The 17,630-nt window shown below is 63.7% G+C and carries 8 protein-coding genes; 7 read left to right on the top strand and 1 reads right to left on the bottom strand.

The window, feature by feature from the left end:
- Positions 1-4 precede the first annotated feature (4 nt).
- The 7 genes from tssF (at position 5) to FFI87_RS23155 (ending at position 16,559) form a co-directional block, all read left to right on the top strand.
- A complete protein-coding gene (gene tssF, locus FFI87_RS23190; protein ID WP_138848885.1) occupies positions 5-1,876 on the top strand; it encodes a type VI secretion system baseplate subunit TssF in 1,872 nt (623 codons plus the stop codon).
- Entirely contained in the window at positions 1,873-3,006 is a 1,134-nt protein-coding gene (gene tssG / locus FFI87_RS23185; protein WP_138848886.1) for a type VI secretion system baseplate subunit TssG, read from the top strand. The genes tssF and tssG overlap by 4 nt, the downstream gene beginning before the upstream one ends.
- 12 nt (positions 3,007-3,018) lie before the next feature.
- Entirely contained in the window at positions 3,019-5,691 is a 2,673-nt protein-coding gene (gene tssH / locus FFI87_RS23180) for a type VI secretion system ATPase TssH (RefSeq protein ID WP_138848887.1), read from the top strand.
- Positions 5,688-7,892, top strand: coding sequence for a type VI secretion system tip protein VgrG (gene tssI / locus FFI87_RS23175; RefSeq protein WP_138848888.1), 2,205 nt, complete (start codon positions 5,688-5,690; stop codon positions 7,890-7,892). Before tssH ends, tssI begins: the two co-directional genes overlap by 4 nt.
- 15 nt (positions 7,893-7,907) lie before the next feature.
- A complete protein-coding gene (locus FFI87_RS23170; RefSeq protein WP_138848889.1) occupies positions 7,908-9,173 on the top strand; it encodes a hypothetical protein in 1,266 nt (421 codons plus the stop codon).
- 14 nt (positions 9,174-9,187) lie between these two features.
- Positions 9,188-13,786 carry an RHS repeat-associated core domain-containing protein gene (locus FFI87_RS23165; RefSeq protein ID WP_138848890.1) on the top strand — a complete coding sequence of 1,533 codons (4,599 nt, stop codon included), beginning with the start codon at positions 9,188-9,190 and terminating at the stop codon, positions 13,784-13,786.
- A gap of 1,075 nt (positions 13,787-14,861) precedes the next feature.
- A complete protein-coding gene (locus FFI87_RS23155; protein WP_138848892.1) occupies positions 14,862-16,559 on the top strand; it encodes a M4 family metallopeptidase in 1,698 nt (565 codons plus the stop codon).
- Positions 16,560-16,760: 201 nt separating this feature from the next.
- On the opposite strand, the gene FFI87_RS23150 is transcribed toward FFI87_RS23155, so the two are convergent.
- Positions 16,761-17,333 carry a YbhB/YbcL family Raf kinase inhibitor-like protein gene (locus FFI87_RS23150; RefSeq protein WP_012366086.1) on the bottom strand — a complete coding sequence of 191 codons (573 nt, stop codon included), beginning with the start codon at positions 17,331-17,333 and terminating at the stop codon, positions 16,761-16,763.
- Between the last annotated feature and the right edge of the window lie 297 nt (positions 17,334-17,630).

The following is a 17,630-nucleotide window of genomic DNA, read 5'->3' as shown; positions in this document are numbered from 1 at the left end:
CACGATGGATACGCGCCTGCTCGACTACTACAACCGCGAACTCGCGTACCTGCGCGAACTCGGCGACGAATTCGCGCAGCAGTTCCCGAAGGTCGCCGCGCGGTTGCGGCTGCACGAATCGGGGCCGCCCGATCCGTACGTCGAACGATTGCTCGAAGGCTTCAGCTTCCTTACCGCGCGTGTGCAACTGAAGATGGACGCCGAGTTTCCGCGCTTCACGCAGGCGCTGCTCGATGCCGTGTATCCGGGTTACCTCGCGCCGTTGCCGTCGATGGCGATCGTGCGGTTCGCGCCGATGCTGAACGAAGGCAGCCTCGTGCAGGGCTGGCGGCTGCCGGCCGGCACCGCGCTGCGCGCGCGGCCGGCCGCATCCGAGCAGACCGCGTGCGAATTCCGTACCGCGCACGACCTGACGTTGTGGCCGCTCGAACTGACCGATGCGGCCGTCACCGGCGCGCCGTCGTGGCTGCCGCGCGGCGCCGTGCCGGCGCGCCAGGACGTGCGCGGTGCGTTGCGCATCCGACTGAAGGCGCGCGGCGGCGCCAAACTCTCGCAACTGCCGCTCGAGCGGCTGACCTTTCATCTCGCGGGCCCCGAGCGCGACGCGCTGCACCTGCTCGAACTGATCGCCGCGCATGCGCTCGGCGTCGTCTGCCACGATCCCGGGCAACCGCCGCGCTGGCTGCACGCGCTCGACGCCGATGCGATCGTTCACGAGGGTTTCGATCCGGCGCAGGCAATCCTGCCCGACGACGGACGCAGCTTCCACGGCTATCGGCTGTTACGCGAGTATTTCGCGTTTCCGGCGCGCTTCCTGTTTTTCAGCATCGGCGGGCTGCGCGCCGCGCTTGCGCGCGCCACCGGCGACGATTGCGAGCTGACCGTGTTGCTCGACCGGCACGATGCGGCGCTCGAGGCGGCCGTCGATGCGCGGCATCTGGCGCTGAACTGCACGCCGGCCGTGAACCTGTTCGCGCGTCGGGGCGACCGCATCCGGGTGCAGCCCGGCGCGCGCGAGCATCATGTCGTCGTCGACCGCAGCCGGCCGCTCGATCATGAGATCTATGCGGTGCAGCGGCTCGCGAGCGAGCAGCGCGACGACGGCCAGTCGCGCGAATTCCGGCCGTTTCACGCGTCGTTCGCGAGCGACGACGGCAACTACGGCGCGTACTACACGGTGCGGCGCGAGCCTCGGCTGGTGTCCGCGCAGGCACGCACGAACGGCACGCGCACGGGCTACGTCGGCAGCGAAACCTACGTGTCGCTCGTCGACAGCCAGTGCGCGCCGTACGACGAGACGATGCGCTATCTGTCGGTCGACACGCTGTGCACGAACCGCGATCTCGCGCTGCTGCTGCCGCCCGGCGACGCGAACGCGTTCACGCTGCGCATCTCGGCCCCCGTCGAGCGCATCGTCGCGATTCGCGGCCCGTCGCGGCCGCGCCCGCCGATCGCCGATGCGCAGACGGCCTGGCGGCTCATCCGTCATCTCGGGCTGGCCCGGCAGACGATGACCGATCTCGACGACGAGGAGGGCGCGCATGCGCTGCGCGAGCTGCTCGGCCTGCACGCCGACCCGGCCGATGCCGCGATGCGCCGGCAGATCGACGGCGTGCGGCGCGTCGCGTTCTCGCCCGTGTTCCGGCGGCTGCCGGCGCTCGGGCCGTTGATGTTCGGACGCGGCGTGCAGGTCGACGTGACCGTGGACGACCATGCGTTCTCCGGCGACAGCCCGTTCCTGCTCGGCGCCGTGCTCGAGCAGTTCTTCGCGCGGCATGTGTCGATCAACGCGTTCGCCGAATGCATGCTGACCAGCGCGCAGCGCGGCATGCTCGCGCACTGGCCGGCGCGCATCGGCAGGCGGCCCGCGATATGAAACACGGCACGCCGCCCGGCGCTCGGCCGGCCACCGAAGCCGCACGCCGCGATGCGTGGTGGGCGCGGCTGCGCGCCGCGCCGCATGGCTACGACCTGTTCCAGGCATTGCGCTGGCTCGATGCGCTGTCGCCCGGCCGCGCACCGCTCGGCCATGCCGCGCGGCCGCGCGACGAACCGGTGCGGCTCGGGCAGCAGCCTTCGCTCGCGTTCGCGGCGTCGATGCTGGCAGGCGTACCCGACGATGGCGGTGATGGCGGCGGCACCGCGCGGCCGCGCATCGCGATCCATGGTTTCGGGTTGTTCGGACCCAACGGACCGCTGCCGACCCACCTGACCGAATACGCACACGAGCGCGCGGCCCAGCACGACGACCCGACCTTCACCGCATTCGCGGACCTGTTCCATCACCGGCTGATCCTGCTGTTCTACCGGGCGTGGGCCGACGCGCAGCCGACGGTGAGCCTCGATCGCCCGGGGCTGGCGCGATTCGACGCGTATGTCGCGAGCCTGGTCGGGCGCGCCGCGCATGGCGACGGACCGGCCGCGCCGGCCGATGCCGGACCAACGGATGCCGACACGCTCGCGCCGCATGCACTCTATTTCCATGCGAGTCATCTCGTCCGGCACACGCGCAACCCGGAGGGGCTCGTGCAGATCCTGCGGCGCCATTTCGGTGTCGACGCGCACATCGTCGAGCATGTGCCGCGCTGGGTCGCCATCGAACGCTCGCAGCGCTGCGTGATCCGGGCGACGCGGCCAACCCTGCGCGTCGGCGGCGTCGCGCTCGGCATCGCGGTGCGCGATGCGCAATCGCATTTCCGGATCGTGCTCGGGCCGCTGTCGCTCGACGCGTACCGGCGCTTCCTGCCCAGCGGCCCGCACGCGCGGCAGCTCGCGCACTGGGTGCGCGAATACGTCGGCATCGAGTTCGACTGGGACGTGCAGCTCGAACTGGCAGCCGACGCGGTGCCGGCGATCGCACTCGGCGCACCGCACGGCCTCGGCCGTACCGCGTGGCTCGGGCAGCGGCTCGAAGCAGGGCCCGCGCGCGATCTCGTCGTCCGTTACGACGCGCGCCGTGGCGGCCCGCCGCGCACCGGCGCCGCCCTTCATCGCGAAACCGCCTAAACGGGAACCGTCATGTCCGATATCGGCCGCGTCAACCTGTTCGGAAAACTCGATCCGCTGCTCTACGAGACGCTCGAGCAGGCGACCGGCTTCTGCCGGCTGCGCGGCAATCCGTACGTCGAGCTCGCACACTGGTTCAAGCAGATGCTGCAGCGGCCCGACGGCGACCTCCAGCGCGTGCTGCGGCGGTTCGAGATCGACGAGGCCGCCATCGAGCGCGGACTCGTCGCCGCGCTCGACCGGCTGCCGCGGGGCGCGGGATCGGTGTCGGACCTGTCCGTGCACATCGACGACGCGGTCGAGCGTGCGTGGGTCTATGCCACCCTGAAATACGACGCGACGCGAATTCGCGGCGCGGTCCTGCTGCTCGCGATCCTGAAGACGCCGCAGTTGCGCAACGTTCTGTACGCGATCACACGCGAGTTCGAGCGCATCGTGCCCGACGTGCTTGCGGACGAACTCGAATCGATCGTCGACGGCTCGCCCGAGGCGCAACCGGTTGCGCGTGCCGCTGCGGGTACCGGCCTGCGCGCCGGTGACGCCACGATTCACGGTGTGCCAGCCGCGGACGGTTCGGCCCTGGCGCGCTTCGCCGTCGACCTGACCGCCCGCGCGCGGGCCGGCGAGATCGACCCCGTCGTCGGGCGCGACGCGGAGATCCGCCAGATCGTCGACATCCTGCTGCGGCGCCGGCAGAACAATCCGCTGCTGGTCGGCGAGGCCGGTGTCGGCAAGACGGCGGTCGCGGAAGGCTTCGCGCTGCGGATCGCCGCCGGCGACGTGCCGCCGTCGCTGCGCGACGTTTCGCTCTATCTGCTCGACGTTGGTCTGCTGCAGGCCGGCGCGAGCGTGAAGGGCGAATTCGAGAGCCGGCTGCGTGGCGTGATCGACGAAGCGATGTCGTCCGAGCGGCCGGCGATCCTGTTCATCGATGAAGTCCATACACTCGTCGGCGCGGGCGGGGCGGCCGGCACCGGCGACGCCGCGAACCTGCTGAAACCCGCGCTCGCGCGCGGCTTGCTGCGCACGATCGGCGCGACCACCTGGTCCGAGTACAAGCAGTACATCGAGAAGGATCCCGCGCTGACGCGGCGCTTCCAGCTCGTGCACGTGCTCGAGCCCGAAGAGGCGGCCGCCGTGACGATGCTGCGCGGCCTCGCCGCGAAGCTCGAAGCCCACCATCGCGTGCTCGTGCTCGACGACGCGCTGCAAGCCGCCGTGACGTTGTCGCACCGGTATATCCCCGCGCGGCAGTTGCCGGACAAGGCGATCAGCCTGCTCGATACGGCTTGCGCGCGCGTCGCCGTCAGCCAGCACGCGGTGCCCGCGCCGATCGAGGACGCGCGGCGGCGCATCGACGGCTTGCGCGTCGAGCGCGAACGGATCGGGCGCGAATGCGCGCTCGGCAGCGGCGACACCGCGCGCCGCGACGCGATCGACACCGAGCTTGCCGCCGTGCAGACGGAACTCGACCGGCTCGATACGCGCTGGCAGGCCGAACGCGATGCGTTGACGGCGATCGTCGAGTCGCGCGCGGCGCTGCTCGACGATAATCCGTCGCACGAACTTTCCGCCGTCGCACGCGCCGATGTTCAATCGCGCCTAACCGCCGCGCAGCAGGCGCTGGCCGAGATGCAGGGCGACGCACCGCTCGTGCTGCCCGCCGTCGACACGCATGCGGTCGCCGCCGTCGTCGCCGACTGGACCGGCATCCCGCTCGGCCGGATGGTGCGCGACGAGACGCAGGCCGTGCTGAAGCTTGCCGAGACGCTGGGCGAACGCGTCGTCGGCCAGCGCCATGCGGTCGAACTGATCGCCGAGCGAATCCAGACCGCGCGCGCGAAGCTCGACGATCCGACCAAGCCGCACGGCGTGTTCTTGCTGTGCGGGCCGTCCGGCGTCGGCAAGACCGAGACCGCGCTCGCCCTGGCCGACACACTGTACGGCGGCGAGCGCAACGCGATCACGATCAACATGAGCGAGTTCCAGGAGGCGCATACCGTGTCGACGCTGAAGGGCGCGCCGCCCGGCTACGTCGGCTACGGGCAGGGCGGGGTGCTCACCGAGGCCGTGCGCCGCCGCCCGTACAGCGTCGTGCTGCTCGACGAGATCGAGAAGGCGCATCGCGACGTGCACGAGATTTTCTTCCAGGTGTTCGACAAGGGCTGGATGGAGGATGGCGAGGGGCGCGACATCGACTTCCGCCATACGGTGATCCTGCTGACCTCGAATGTGGGCGCCGATCGCGTGATGCAGCTGTGTCGCGATCCCGAGCGTCTGCCCGACATGCAGGCGCTCGCCGATGCGCTGCGCGCGCCGCTGCTCGACGTGTTCCCGGCCGCGCTGCTCGGCCGGTTGACCGTGGTGCCGTACTACCCGCTGACCGATGCGACGCTCGCGCGCATCGTCGAACTGCAGTTGCGGCGTTTCGAGAAGCGGATCGACCTGCATCACGGGATCCGGCTCCGCTGTACCGACGCGGCGACCGCGCTGATCGTCGAGCGCTGTCGGACGATCGAATCCGGCGGCCGGATGGTCGACGCGATTCTCACGCATACCGTGATGCCGCGCATCGGCCGCGCGATTCTCGAGGCCACGCTCGAAGGGCGCGCGCTGGTGGCGATCGAGCTGAGCGCGACCGACGGCGAATTCGCGTACCGGTTCGACGAGGAGGAGGCGACTTGAATCGCGTATTCACACTCGACAGCCCGCACGGCGACGACCTGAAATTCCATACGCTCGACGGCAGCGACGAACTCGGCCGCCTGTTCGAATTCCGGATCGAGGCGCTGGCGGACAGCCACAGCCTGTCGCTGAAGGACATGCTCGGCAAGCCCGTGACCGTGCGGATCGAGCAGCAGGATCGCTCGACGCGCTACCTGAACGGGATCGTCGCGCGCGCGACGCTGGCCGGCCGGCGCGCCGAACGGCACTACGGTTACGAGCTGATCGTGCGGCCGTGGCTGTGGCTCGCGACGCGCCGCTCGGACTGCCGGATCTTCCAGAACCGCACCGTCCCCGACATCGTGCGGGAGGTGCTGGCGCCGTATGGCTTTCCGATCGAGAACAAGCTGACTGAATCCTATGCACCCCGCGAGTACTGTGTGCAGTACAACGAGACCGATGCCGCGTTCGTGTCGCGGCTGATGGAATTCGAGGGCATCTATTTCCATTTCCGGCACTCGGCCGACAGTCACACGCTCGTGCTGTGCGATGCGATGTCGTCACACGTCGCGTTGCCCGGTTACGAAACGATTCCGTACATCGCCCAGGATCGCACGGCAATCGCCGACGAGGAGCACATCGACGCGTGGCTGCCCGCGCAGGAAGTGAGCGTCGGCAAGCATCAGACCACCGACTACGACTATACGAAGCCGCGCGCCGATCTTTCGACGCAGAAAGTCGACCCGCGTGGCCACGAGCACGACAGCTTCGCGTCTTTCGAATGGCCCGGCGGGTATCGCGACGATGCGCCGGGTGCGCATTACAGCCGCGTGCGGCTCGAGGAACAACAGGCCGAGCATGAGCGCGCGAGTGCCGAGGCGGACGTGCGGGGAGCGGGGCCCGGGTATCTGTTCACGCTCGAGCATTGTCCACGTGCTGACCAGAATCGCGAGCATTTGATCGTGCGGTGCCAGTACCGCTTTCAGGAGAACGCTTACGCGAGTGATCAGGGCGCGGAGGCCGTCGTGCATCAAACGATGATGATCGTGCAGCCGTCGAGCCTGCCGTATCGGTCGCCCCGTCTCACGCTGCGGCCACACACCAATGGGCCGCAAACGGCTACCGTCGTCGGGCCGCCGGGTGAAGAAATCTGGACCGATCAGTATGGGCGCGTGAAGCTGCAGTTCCGGTGGGATCGGTATGGGCAGAGCAACCAGGATTCGTCGTGCTGGGTGCGGGTGTCGAGCCCCTGGGCCGGCGGCGGGTTCGGCGGGGTGCAGATTCCGCGTGTGGGCGACGAGGTCGTGGTCGATTTTCTCAACGGCGATCCGGACGAGCCGATCGTGACGGGGCGGGTTTTCAACGGCGAGAAGATGCCACCGTGGGGGCTGCCGGGGAGTGCGACGCAGAGCGGTCTGCTGTCTCGGTCGTCACCGGGAGGGACGACCGAGCATGCGAACGCGTTCCGGTTCGAGGACAAGAAGGGCGCCGAGCAGCTGTGGATGCATGCGGAACGGAATTTTGATGCGGAGACGGAGGCCGATCACACGCTTTCTGTCGGGAACAATCATACGCATACGGTCGGGAACGACGAGACGATGCAGGTGAAGAACAACCGGCAACGCAGCGTCGGGCAGAACGAGGCGGTGAATATCGGGCAGAACAGGACGGCACAGATCGGCGGAAACGAGACGCATAGCGTTACGGGAAGCCGCACGCGAACCGTCGGACAGAACGAAACCGTGACGATTTCCGCGAACCGCGATACGACCATCGGCGGCACGCACAGCGAGACCGTCGCGAAAAGCAAGACCGAAACGATCGGCGAAGGCAAGACACTGAACGTGACGCAGCTATATCACACGACGTCGCAGGACATGAAGACGCAGGTTGCGTCGACGCATACGGAAGAGATCGGCGCACGCACGTCGACGATCGCGAACGCGCATACGCTCACGGTCGGTGCAGACCACACCGTCAACGTCGGCGCGAACCACACGACCAGCGTGCAGCATCAGGTGCTGGTCACGGCCGGCGACCAGCTGGTGCTGATGTGCGGCGCATCGAGCATCGTGATGAGGCGCGACGGCACGATCGCGATCGAGGGAATCAACGTGACCTCGACCGGCAAGGAAAGCCACACCGTGAACGGCAAGACGGTGACGTCGTCGGCGACCGGCGAGCACACGGTCGAAGGCACCGTTTTGAAACTGAATCCGTGACGGAGGTTCGCCCCGATGCAGAACTGGCAGCCGACCAATCCGGTGGAGCGCAGGTTCATGGATGCGCATGCGGACTGGATGAATTTCGCGCGGGAGCGGGACGCGCGATTGATGATCTGGCAAACCGACGAGACGGATGCGGAGCTCGTGCGGCTGTATTTCCAGGTGCAGGACGAGACGTCGTGTGCGGTCAGGACGATGCGGGCGTCGTTCGTCAATGAAGCGCGTTATGCGAAGGCGCTGACGGACGAGCTCATTGCGTTCTACGACAGCCGGCGAGAGGCGTCCAATGGGCAGGGCGTACGCGCGGACTGGCAGGCGCCGTACGACGATGGCAAGAATCCTCTGCTGTATCTGTTCGCGGTTGCCGACAGCCTGATGCAGCACCACCCGGATATTTTTCCGGCGATGGTGTTCGTGCTGGAACCGGCGAAAGTGCGGGATGACACGGCATGGGTGCGATGGATGGACGATTTGCTGTCGATCATTGCGGTCGCGCCTGAGCTCGGTGAGCGTGTGCGCTTCGTCGTGCCGCGTACGGATGTCACACCGTTCGCAGCATTGATGCAACGGCATCGGGCAACGGTGCGCGTCGTGCAAGGCAAGTATTCGATGGCAAGCGTGCCGCGTGAACTGCTGGCGGAATCGGGCGAGCGCGGACCGAGCGGCGAGTTTCGACGGCATTTCGTGATGCTGACCGAGATAATCGAAGGCGGTAGTCCTTCTCGACTGGAGGAATTGCGTGCAGCGGCGTTGAAGGTCGCGGAGCGTGAGCAGTGGTTCGATCAATGCGTTGTCGTGCATCTGATTGCAGGGGCTGCGTATCTGAAGTGGCGTGATCGGGAGAAGGCGATCGATGCGTATCGGAGTGCCGCCGGCAGCGGCATGCGCGCGGTCGAGGCAGGGCATCCGGCGGGGCACAAGCTCGTTGCGAACGGGTTGTTCGGCGAGGCGAGCGTGCATCTGACGCACAAGGATTACGCGCACTCGGCGTATTGCTACGAGCGTGCGGCGGCGTCGACTACGGCCGCTCAGGACGGGCTGATGACGGTCGAGGCGTGGCGCATGAGCGCCGTGTGCTGGCAGCGGGCGGGGGAGCGCGAGCATGCGCTGGAGGCCGGGTTCAATGCGCTCGATGCGGGATTGATGATCGATGAGCCGATGCGGGCTAACAGTAATCTGCCGATGGTTGTCGAGTGGATGGTGTCACAGCTGGGTGCGATGGACCGGAGACGCAACGCGCTGAACGCGAAGGTCGCGGCGTTGCGTGGCGGACGCTGAGCTGGGAGGGCTGAATGGGATTGCTGGCGGTCAAGCATCTGGATCCCGTTGTCGGTATCGACGTTCATTCGGTCCTGGTTGCACCGAGTCCGACGCCCATGTTTCTGCCGCACCCGCATGTCGGGTTCATGCTCGATCTTCGGGAGTACATCGAGGCGGCGAAGGGCGTGGTCGGAAGCATCGCGATGGCGATTGCACAGGAGAAGGCGGCCGAGTATCTCGAAGACCATCCCGATGTGGCAAAGAAGCTCGACGACGCGGCCGAGTTTGCATCGGGAAAACTGACTGATATCGAGGAAAACTCGATCGTCGCGGAGGGGCTGAAACTCGAGCAGCAAGCCGCAGCGCTCCAGAGCCGCATTGGAAACATGTTCGGCGCAGGTGTCGGAATGGGCGGCGCCGCTGGACGGCCGATCTTCGTGAATGGCTTGATGCGGGCAACTGCCGGGACGCATTCATACCATGTCCCAGGGCTGCATTTTCCGCTCGGCGAGTCGTTTGCCCCGCCGCCGGAGCCGGATCCTATCCCTTCGGACGATGCGGAATCGTACATGGGCAGCCGGACGGTGCTCGCCAATAACGATCCGATGTCGTTCATGGCGCTGCCGGCGTTGAGCTGCTGGTCTATTGGCCTGGAACCGCCTGGCCACAACAGCGCGCATACCGATCGTACCTATCCGTCGATGCCGAGCTCGGTGATGCTGCCGATTCCGGCCGGACGGCCGGTGATGGTCGGGGGGCCGCCGGTGTTGAATATGGCTGCTGCGGCGAAAGGGTTGTTCAAGGCGTTTCAGGGGTCCAAGTGGGCGAAGAGCCTGGCGGACAAGCTGAATTTGAAGCCGGGGTTTCTGCGGTGCAAGGTGTTGCACGCGGAGCCGGTGAACGCAATCACGGGCGAGGTGATTTTGCAGCAGCACGATTTCACGGTTGCGGGCCGTCTGCCGCTCGAATGGAATCGTTACTATGCAAGCCACGACGAGCGCCGGGGCGCGATCGGTGCAGGCTGGCGGACGCCGGCCGATATTCACCTCGAACTGATGCGATACGAAGGCGCGATGCGTGTCGTGGCGGAGTTCCACGATAGCGCGACAGCGTTCGATTCAGTCCCTGATGCTGCCGGGTGGTCGGAACGGATATACGACCGGCAGCACGGACATGCGCTGTATCGGCGCGACAACCGGCTGGTTCTGCGCACACGCGCCGCGATCGAGTATGAATTTGTGTTGCCAGAGCCTTGGCAATACATGAGTGCCATGGTAACGACAGAGCCTGCGTTGACGCTGGCTGTCGAACGGATCGCCGACCTTAACGGTAATGCGTGGGTGTTCGAGCGCGTACGCGACGGCAGCGTGGCCCGCCTGATGGAATGGAACGTGGACGGGCCAACCGGGCGCATGATCCAGTGCGATGAACGCGCGAACCACTCGGCCGAGAACAGCGAATCCCTGCTCGCAGTGTTGACGCTGATTGATGTGGATACCCGGGCACATCCGCTCGTCCGATATGAGCACGACCACGACGGGAATTTGATTGCCGCGCTGGACGCGATGAGCCAGCCGCACCGGTTCGTATATGCAGACTGTCACCGGATGGTGCGTCATACGAGCGCGGCCGGCCTGTCTTTCCATTACCGTCACTGTCGACACGACGACGGCGTGTGGCGGGTCGATCACGCATGGGGCGACAACGGCCTCTTCGATTACCGCTTTGTTTACGACGTCGGGCATCGCGCAACGCGAATTACCGATTCGCTGGGATACGCGACGACGCTTCAGGCGAATGAGCGCGGCCTGCCAGTGGCCAGTGTCGATCCGCTTGGCGGCATAACGAGTTACAGGTACGACGCGTACGGACGAACCATCGCGGAAACCGATGCCGCCGGTTGCGTGACCACGTGGCGTTTCGATACGGACGGCAGTCCCCTTGAGCAGACACTGGCGGATGGTAGCACCGTACGGGCGGCATACGATGAGAACCGGCAACTCGTGCACGTAAGCACTCCTGGGGGCCGTCAATGGCACTACGTCTGGGACGAACGCGGCAATCTGCTACAGCACGATGCGCCCGCTCGGGCCGGATTCCGCTACGAATACGACCGATACGGCCAACTCATCGCGCATCGGGACTCCGGCGGTACGAAGATGCACTTCGACTACGATCGCGACGGAAATCTGGCGGAAGTGCTCGACGCGCTCGGCAACCGGACCCGATACATTCATGACGCGCGTGCCAATATGACCGGAATCGTCAATGCGTTCGGTCAGGCGAGCCACTATGAATACGATCGCAACGGCAATCTGACGCGCGCCGTCGAGCCAGGCGAGCGGGAAACGACTTGTTGTTATGACGCCGTTGGCAACCTGACGCGCTATCGTGATCCGAATGGCGAGGTGACGCAACTCGAATACACAGCGCTCGGGCAGGTAGCGAGGCGCTTGAAACCGGACGGAAGTGTCATCGAATTCCGATATGACACCGAGGAACAATTGACTGATGTGGTCAACGAGCGCGGCGAATGGTATCGACTGAAACGCGATGCCCTGGGCCGTATCGTCGAGGAAGTTGACTACTGGGGCCAATCGCGACGTTATGAGTACACGGCGACGAACGATTTGCGTCGAAGCATCGATCCGCTTGGTCGCGTGATCGACTATGAAACGGACCCGCTCGGCCGCATCGTGCGAAAGCGTGTGCCTGATCCACGACAACCCGAAGGCACCCGTATCGAGACATTTGTATATGACTGTGCCGGGAACATGATGGTCGCGGAGAATCCGGATAGTCGCGTCGAGTTGACATATGATCCAGCCGGTCGCGTGGTGGATGAGAAGCAGGGGGGGCGTTTCGTCATTGTCAACGCGTATGACGAAGCAGGTCATCGCATCAGTTGCGGAACTCGGCTCGACACGGGGAGGAATGTCGTTTCCCACGTGGTTCGCCACGAGTATGACCTGCTCGGTGGTATCAGATCGATTCGGATTGACGATGCAGAGGCGATGACTTTTGAACGGGATGCAGTCGGGCAGATCTGCGTCGAGCACCTCAAGGGCGATCTGCGGCGCGACCTTTCATACACGTCAGAGGGGCTGCTGGAGAAACAAGTGCTGTTTGCGGGTGCGGGCCCGCTGTTTGTCAACGAATACGCATACGATGCGAACGGCTATGTGTTAGAGAAGCGCGATTCCCGCTTTGGTATCGGACGCTATCAACATGACCCGGTCGGCAATCTGACGCAGCATCTCGATCCTGTCGGCAATCTGCACCGCTTCCTGTATGACGCGACCGGCGATCTTCTGAAGACGCGGGTCAGTCAGGGCAAGCATGCGGATGTTCGTCGTGCGGGCGAGCAAACCGACACGTGGAGCCGGGAAGGCGAGTATGGCGGCTGCCGCTATACGTTCGACCGCGCCGGCAATTTGGTGCGCAAAGTGAGTTCGCAGCAGGACTTGTCGCTGCTTTGGGATGGCGATGGGTTGTTGATCGAAACGATCAGCCTGCACCCAGCGCCGTGCGGTTCCCACAACGGTCAAGTCGCGGTCCGCACATGGTATGCGTACGACGTATTTCATCGGCGGACGGGTAAACGGACCTGGCGGAGCGCACATTTTGAGAGGACGGCGGTACCAGCATTTGACGATGCGCAAGCGTGCCACGAGAGCAGTTTCTTCTGGGATGACAATGCACTGGCCGTGGAACTTTCGACCGTCGAGGCGTCAAGCGTGTCGAGTGACGACGAAAAAGCATCGCAATACTTCCGGACGCCGAATTTGCTCACGGATATCACCCGGCAGTTTATTTACTACCCGGAGACGGTTCGGCCATTGGCGATGGTTTGTGATGCGTCAGAGGTTTATTTTTTTCATAACGACACAAATGGCGCACCTGTCCGAGTGACTGACGCGAAAGGGCTGATTGTCTGGGACGCGTGTTTCGAACCTTGGGGCACACGCAGCGACCGCGCAGAACATGCAGATATCCTGGACATTCCAATTCGGTTTCAAGGTCAATACCACGACGAGGAAACCGGATTCGACTACAACAGGTATCGCTACTACGATCCGGCGCATGGCTCCTTCATTACGCAGGATCCGGTTGGTCTCGCAGGTGGACCAAACCTGTACAGGTATGCGCCGGAAACCAGCCGATGGTCCGATCCATTGGGGCTGGCGAAATCGATTGATCCGTTTTTCATATTGCCGGACCGTGAGGACGAGTGGACGACGGGGCTACTGTACTTTACTCGTCCTTTGCCCGGCAACGGCATCGCGCTGGTCAGCGGCACGGAACGGGACAAATCAGGGCAGACAGCCGAAGGCCGTCTGTATCAGCAAACCGCAAACCGTCTGGGCGCGCAGGCACGTGGCGCGTGGACGCATGTGGAACCAAAGGCCGCCATGGAGCTCGCTGCTCATGCGTCGAAGGTGGGAGTGCTTTACATGAACAACAAGGATGGGCCGTGCCCGAACTGCCAGCGCGCGACGCCGCTGTTTTTGCCGGGCGGCAAGATTCTCTACGTCAGATATGCCGACACATATGGTCATTTTCATGGCGGCAGGAAGGGATTCGAACGAGGATTCGTGTTCAAGGGGAGCCCGTGCGAGCTATGTGACTAGTCCACTGTAAGACCTGACAAAAGTACCGCTTTCGCTAGTAGCATGATTTTACATAAGGTGAATTATCAACATTAAATCGGGGTTAAGGATCAGACCCTATAAATGGTTCCAAGGGCCCATGTCGCACCATGCCCAACCCGGACCCAAGAGCCGCCGGCCCGGCGCTCTCGATCATCCGCGATCGCTACGTCGATTTCGGGTCGACGCTGGCCTGCGAGAAGCTCCGGGAGTGTCACGGCATTCGGCTGGCCAAGGAGACGTCTATTCGTCGATGCCCGCTGCAGCAAGTGCACCACAGCGGGCCACGGCTTTCGGTCGGCCAAGGAGCAGACTCGGACGAGCGGTCCAAGGCACGCTGACGAACGTAAGCGCCCTGCCGCTCCCGGCTTGTTCCTTCAACGCTGCACGAGGGAACGACCGATGAGACATGCGACATCTGTATTTAGCTGGCGCTACGAGATCCGAATCCGGGCATGACACGATAAAAAACAGCATCCGTTCATGTCGGACTATGATTTAAAATATTTACAAATCGAAGCCAACAGGCCTTGCCGCGAGTCATCTTAAATTGATCGCACTCCCGCTGAGCGAAAACCAAATAATCTGAAAACTCAAGCATATGACAATCTATATCATTGTTATAAAATATGAAAATTAATGAAATGAAGTCCGCCTTTTCGATTGAATTTATAATCGACATAATTGTTTGAAATTTCGTGTAGCCAGTTTTTTATCTTCTCGTGCCGTGACGACACGTGCTGCGCGCCGCCGGGCAGCATGACTGGGCGCGCACGTCGCAGCAATTCGCCCTCGGGCATCGCAAAATTCTCCAATCACGCTCCGTCGATGCAACTTCACCGACACGTCCGGAGCGGCCAACCGAATCATTTCACATTCCTCACCAAATCATTCCTCGATTAACGTCTTCGATATTAAAAATTAATCTCCCTGAAAATATCTTGTAATTATAAAAGCGACCTCCTAGCATGCCTCTGCGGTTCGCGACGTGTCTTATATCAACGTCTTCACTTGATTCATTCCTCGAACATCATCCATTCATAATCTGGGGGATTGCATGAAGAAATTGTCTCGTCTGCTGCCCATCGCCGCGATTACCATTGCGAGTCTCAGCGCTTTTGCCCAGGCCGGCGACCCTTCGGCCACGGTCGACAAGGCGCTGCAACTGATCCAGCAGAATCCGTCCGCCTTCAGTCTGGCTACTGGCGGCACAGCACGCACGTTGAAGTTCGCGGGGCCGCAAGCAAGCGCGCCGACGGACGGAGATCAGTTCCAGGTACGCGACGTGATCGTCGATCCCGATGGCACCGAGCACGTGCGCTTCGATCGCTTCCATGCGGGCCTGCCCGTGATAGGCGGCGACGTCGTCGTCCATTCGCACCGAGGGCAGTTGAAGCAGGCGAGCCAGACCCAGCTCGCACCGATCAATCTCGCCGGCACGATCGGCAAGGTCGGAAACCGCTCAGTGGTACGCAACGCGCCCGACGTAGGCGCGGCCAGGGCCAAGCTCATCGCGGCCGCGCGTTTCGACTCGAACGTGCGTCGCGTCGATGACGCGGAACTCGTCGTATTCGCACGCGACGTCGCGCCGACACTGGCCTACGCGGTGCGCGTATACGGCAACGCGACCGATGCGCACGGCGATGCCGTGCTGTACTACATCGATGCGCGCACCGGCACCGTGCTCGACGCCCAGGACCTGATCAAGACCGCCGCCGCGACCGGCACCGGCCGCTCGCTGTACTACGGCAACCTGGCGCTCACGACGGACCAGACCGGCACGAACGCTTACCGGATGCTCGATCCCAGCCGCGGCGGCGGCTCGGTCTACGATGGCCGCGGCCTGAGCTCGGACGACGTCGAGCAAGCAACCGACCTGCCGATCTTCACGAGCAGCACGAACGTGTGGGGCAACAACACGACGACCGACCGGCAGACGGTCGCCGCGGACATCGACTATGGGCTCGCGTTGACTTGGGACTACTACAGGACGACGCACAACCGCAACGGCATCTTCAACGACGGCCGCGGCGTGAGGAGCTACGCTCACGTCGTATTCAACACGGGCAGCGGCACCACCGGCGCGAACGCGGCATGGCTGTCGTCGCGCGTGATGGTGTACGGCGACGGCGATCCAGGCACCCGCCTGCCGAAACCCGTCGTTTCGGTCGATGTCGCCGGGCACGAGATGAGTCACGGCGTGACCGAGGCCACCGCCAACCTGAACTATTCGGGCGACGCGGGCGGCCTGAACGAATCGACGTCCGACATTTTCGGCACGCTCGTGAAGTTCTACGCGAACAACCCGAACGATCCCGGCAATTACGTGATCGGTGCGCGCGTGACGAGCGGCGGCCTGCGCAAGATGTACAAGCAGGATCTCGACGGCCGGTCGTTCAGCTGCTACCCGTCCGGTGGCTTCTCGTGGTCTAATCCGCGCCACGATCCGCATTTCACGTCGGGTGTCGGCAACCACTTCTTCTACCTGCTGTCGGAAGGCCCGGTGGTACCGTCGACCGATACCGGCCTGTCGAGGACGCAGCTGGTGTGCAACGGCGACACGACCTTCAGTGGCCTGGGCCGGGAGAAAGCCGGCAAGATCTGGTACCGGACACTGACCGTGTACCTGAACGCCAACTCGAGCTACCCGAACGCACGGCGTGCGTCGATCCAGGCAACGAACGACCTGTATGGCGCGAACTCGGTCGAAAGTGCAACGGTCGCGCGTGCCTGGAGTGCGGTCGGGGTGAATTGACCGCGCTTGTGTGGGCGCGTGGAACGTCCGGAGATCGCGTGGTGGTATGTCGCTGCGCGCCGCACGGGCGAATGACGGGCGGGTGTCGATCGACTGCCTGCGCTTGCAGGCGGTCGATCGGCCGACAATGCTTTCTTGCTGCGGGGACGATGCTCCCCTGGTCGAGTGTTGATCAGATATGCTCTCGACCGGCGCTGACAGTCAATTCAGCGATCGGTGGTAGGTCGCGATATATCGTGCCTGCCCGAGGATGTTTCCATGCATCTGATATGCAACGACCGCCGGACTCGATGTCGATTTCACCTCGACACTCGGGATGGACAGCGCAGATACCGTCACGATATATCGATGGGATTCACCTTGCGGCGGGCATGGCCCGCCGTACTTGGATTCGCCAAAATCCGTCAGCGTCTCGAGCGCGCCCGCCGGCATTCGTCCCGCATCTCCTGACGCACCCTTCCGAATCGACGTTTCCGAAGGCGGAATATTGACGACTTCCCAATGCGTCCATCCGAGCCCTCCAGTCGGGGCATCAGGATCGTACATGGTGACGACGATGCTTCTTGTTCCAGGCGGAACGTGCGACCACGAGACTTGAGGCGAGACGTTATCGCCACGACATCCAAAACCGTTGTAGACCTGCGCGTTCGCAAACTGACCATGGTCGAGACCGTCAACCTTGACAGTAAGCGGATCAGCAAAAGCAACTGCTGGCACGACTGTGAAAAGTATCGTGGAGCAAATCCTCGATCGCAGAAAGAGACCAAATCGCATGGCGCACTCCTAAGACAGGTTCAGTGTGACGTTTCGTACGACCGGATTGACATACTCGAGATACAGCGTATGTAACGATCATCGACGCGGATTCTAGAACCGAGCTGCCAACATAAGTAGCACCACGGACGTTCCCACCATATTGCTCGGGCGACAACAATCCGCGACGTACAGAAATGTGGATTCACGTCGAGACGAATACAACGACAACCAGATTCGTCCCGATAGCGGCGCGCTGAGTCGCGTCGCAACTCCGCTTGGTCGGGCCGTTGGTGCATTTCGCGCACGACTGTATTG

It is taken from the genome of Burkholderia sp. KBS0801, assembly GCF_005937855.2.
GTDB classification, from domain to species: Bacteria; Pseudomonadota; Gammaproteobacteria; order Burkholderiales; family Burkholderiaceae; genus Burkholderia; species Burkholderia ambifaria.
Note: the sequence above shows the minus strand (reverse complement) of the source record. Positions and strands in the feature narration are given on the sequence as shown.

Excerpts from the sequence above, each read along its gene's own strand:
- FFI87_RS23165 (WP_138848890.1), top strand. The coding sequence starts at position 9,188 with ATGGGATTGCTGGCGGTCAAGCATCTGGATCCCGTTGTCGGTATCGAC.
- FFI87_RS23155 (WP_138848892.1), top strand. The coding sequence starts at position 14,862 with ATGAAGAAATTGTCTCGTCTGCTGCCCATCGCCGCGATTACCATTGCG.
- FFI87_RS23150 (WP_012366086.1), bottom strand. The coding sequence starts at position 17,333 with ATGCGATTTGGTCTCTTTCTGCGATCGAGGATTTGCTCCACGATACTT.
- FFI87_RS23170 (WP_138848889.1), top strand. The coding sequence starts at position 7,908 with ATGCAGAACTGGCAGCCGACCAATCCGGTGGAGCGCAGGTTCATGGAT.
- tssH (WP_138848887.1), top strand. The coding sequence starts at position 3,019 with ATGTCCGATATCGGCCGCGTCAACCTGTTCGGAAAACTCGATCCGCTG.
- tssG (WP_138848886.1), top strand. The coding sequence starts at position 1,873 with ATGAAACACGGCACGCCGCCCGGCGCTCGGCCGGCCACCGAAGCCGCA.
- tssF (WP_138848885.1), top strand. The coding sequence starts at position 5 with ATGGATACGCGCCTGCTCGACTACTACAACCGCGAACTCGCGTACCTG.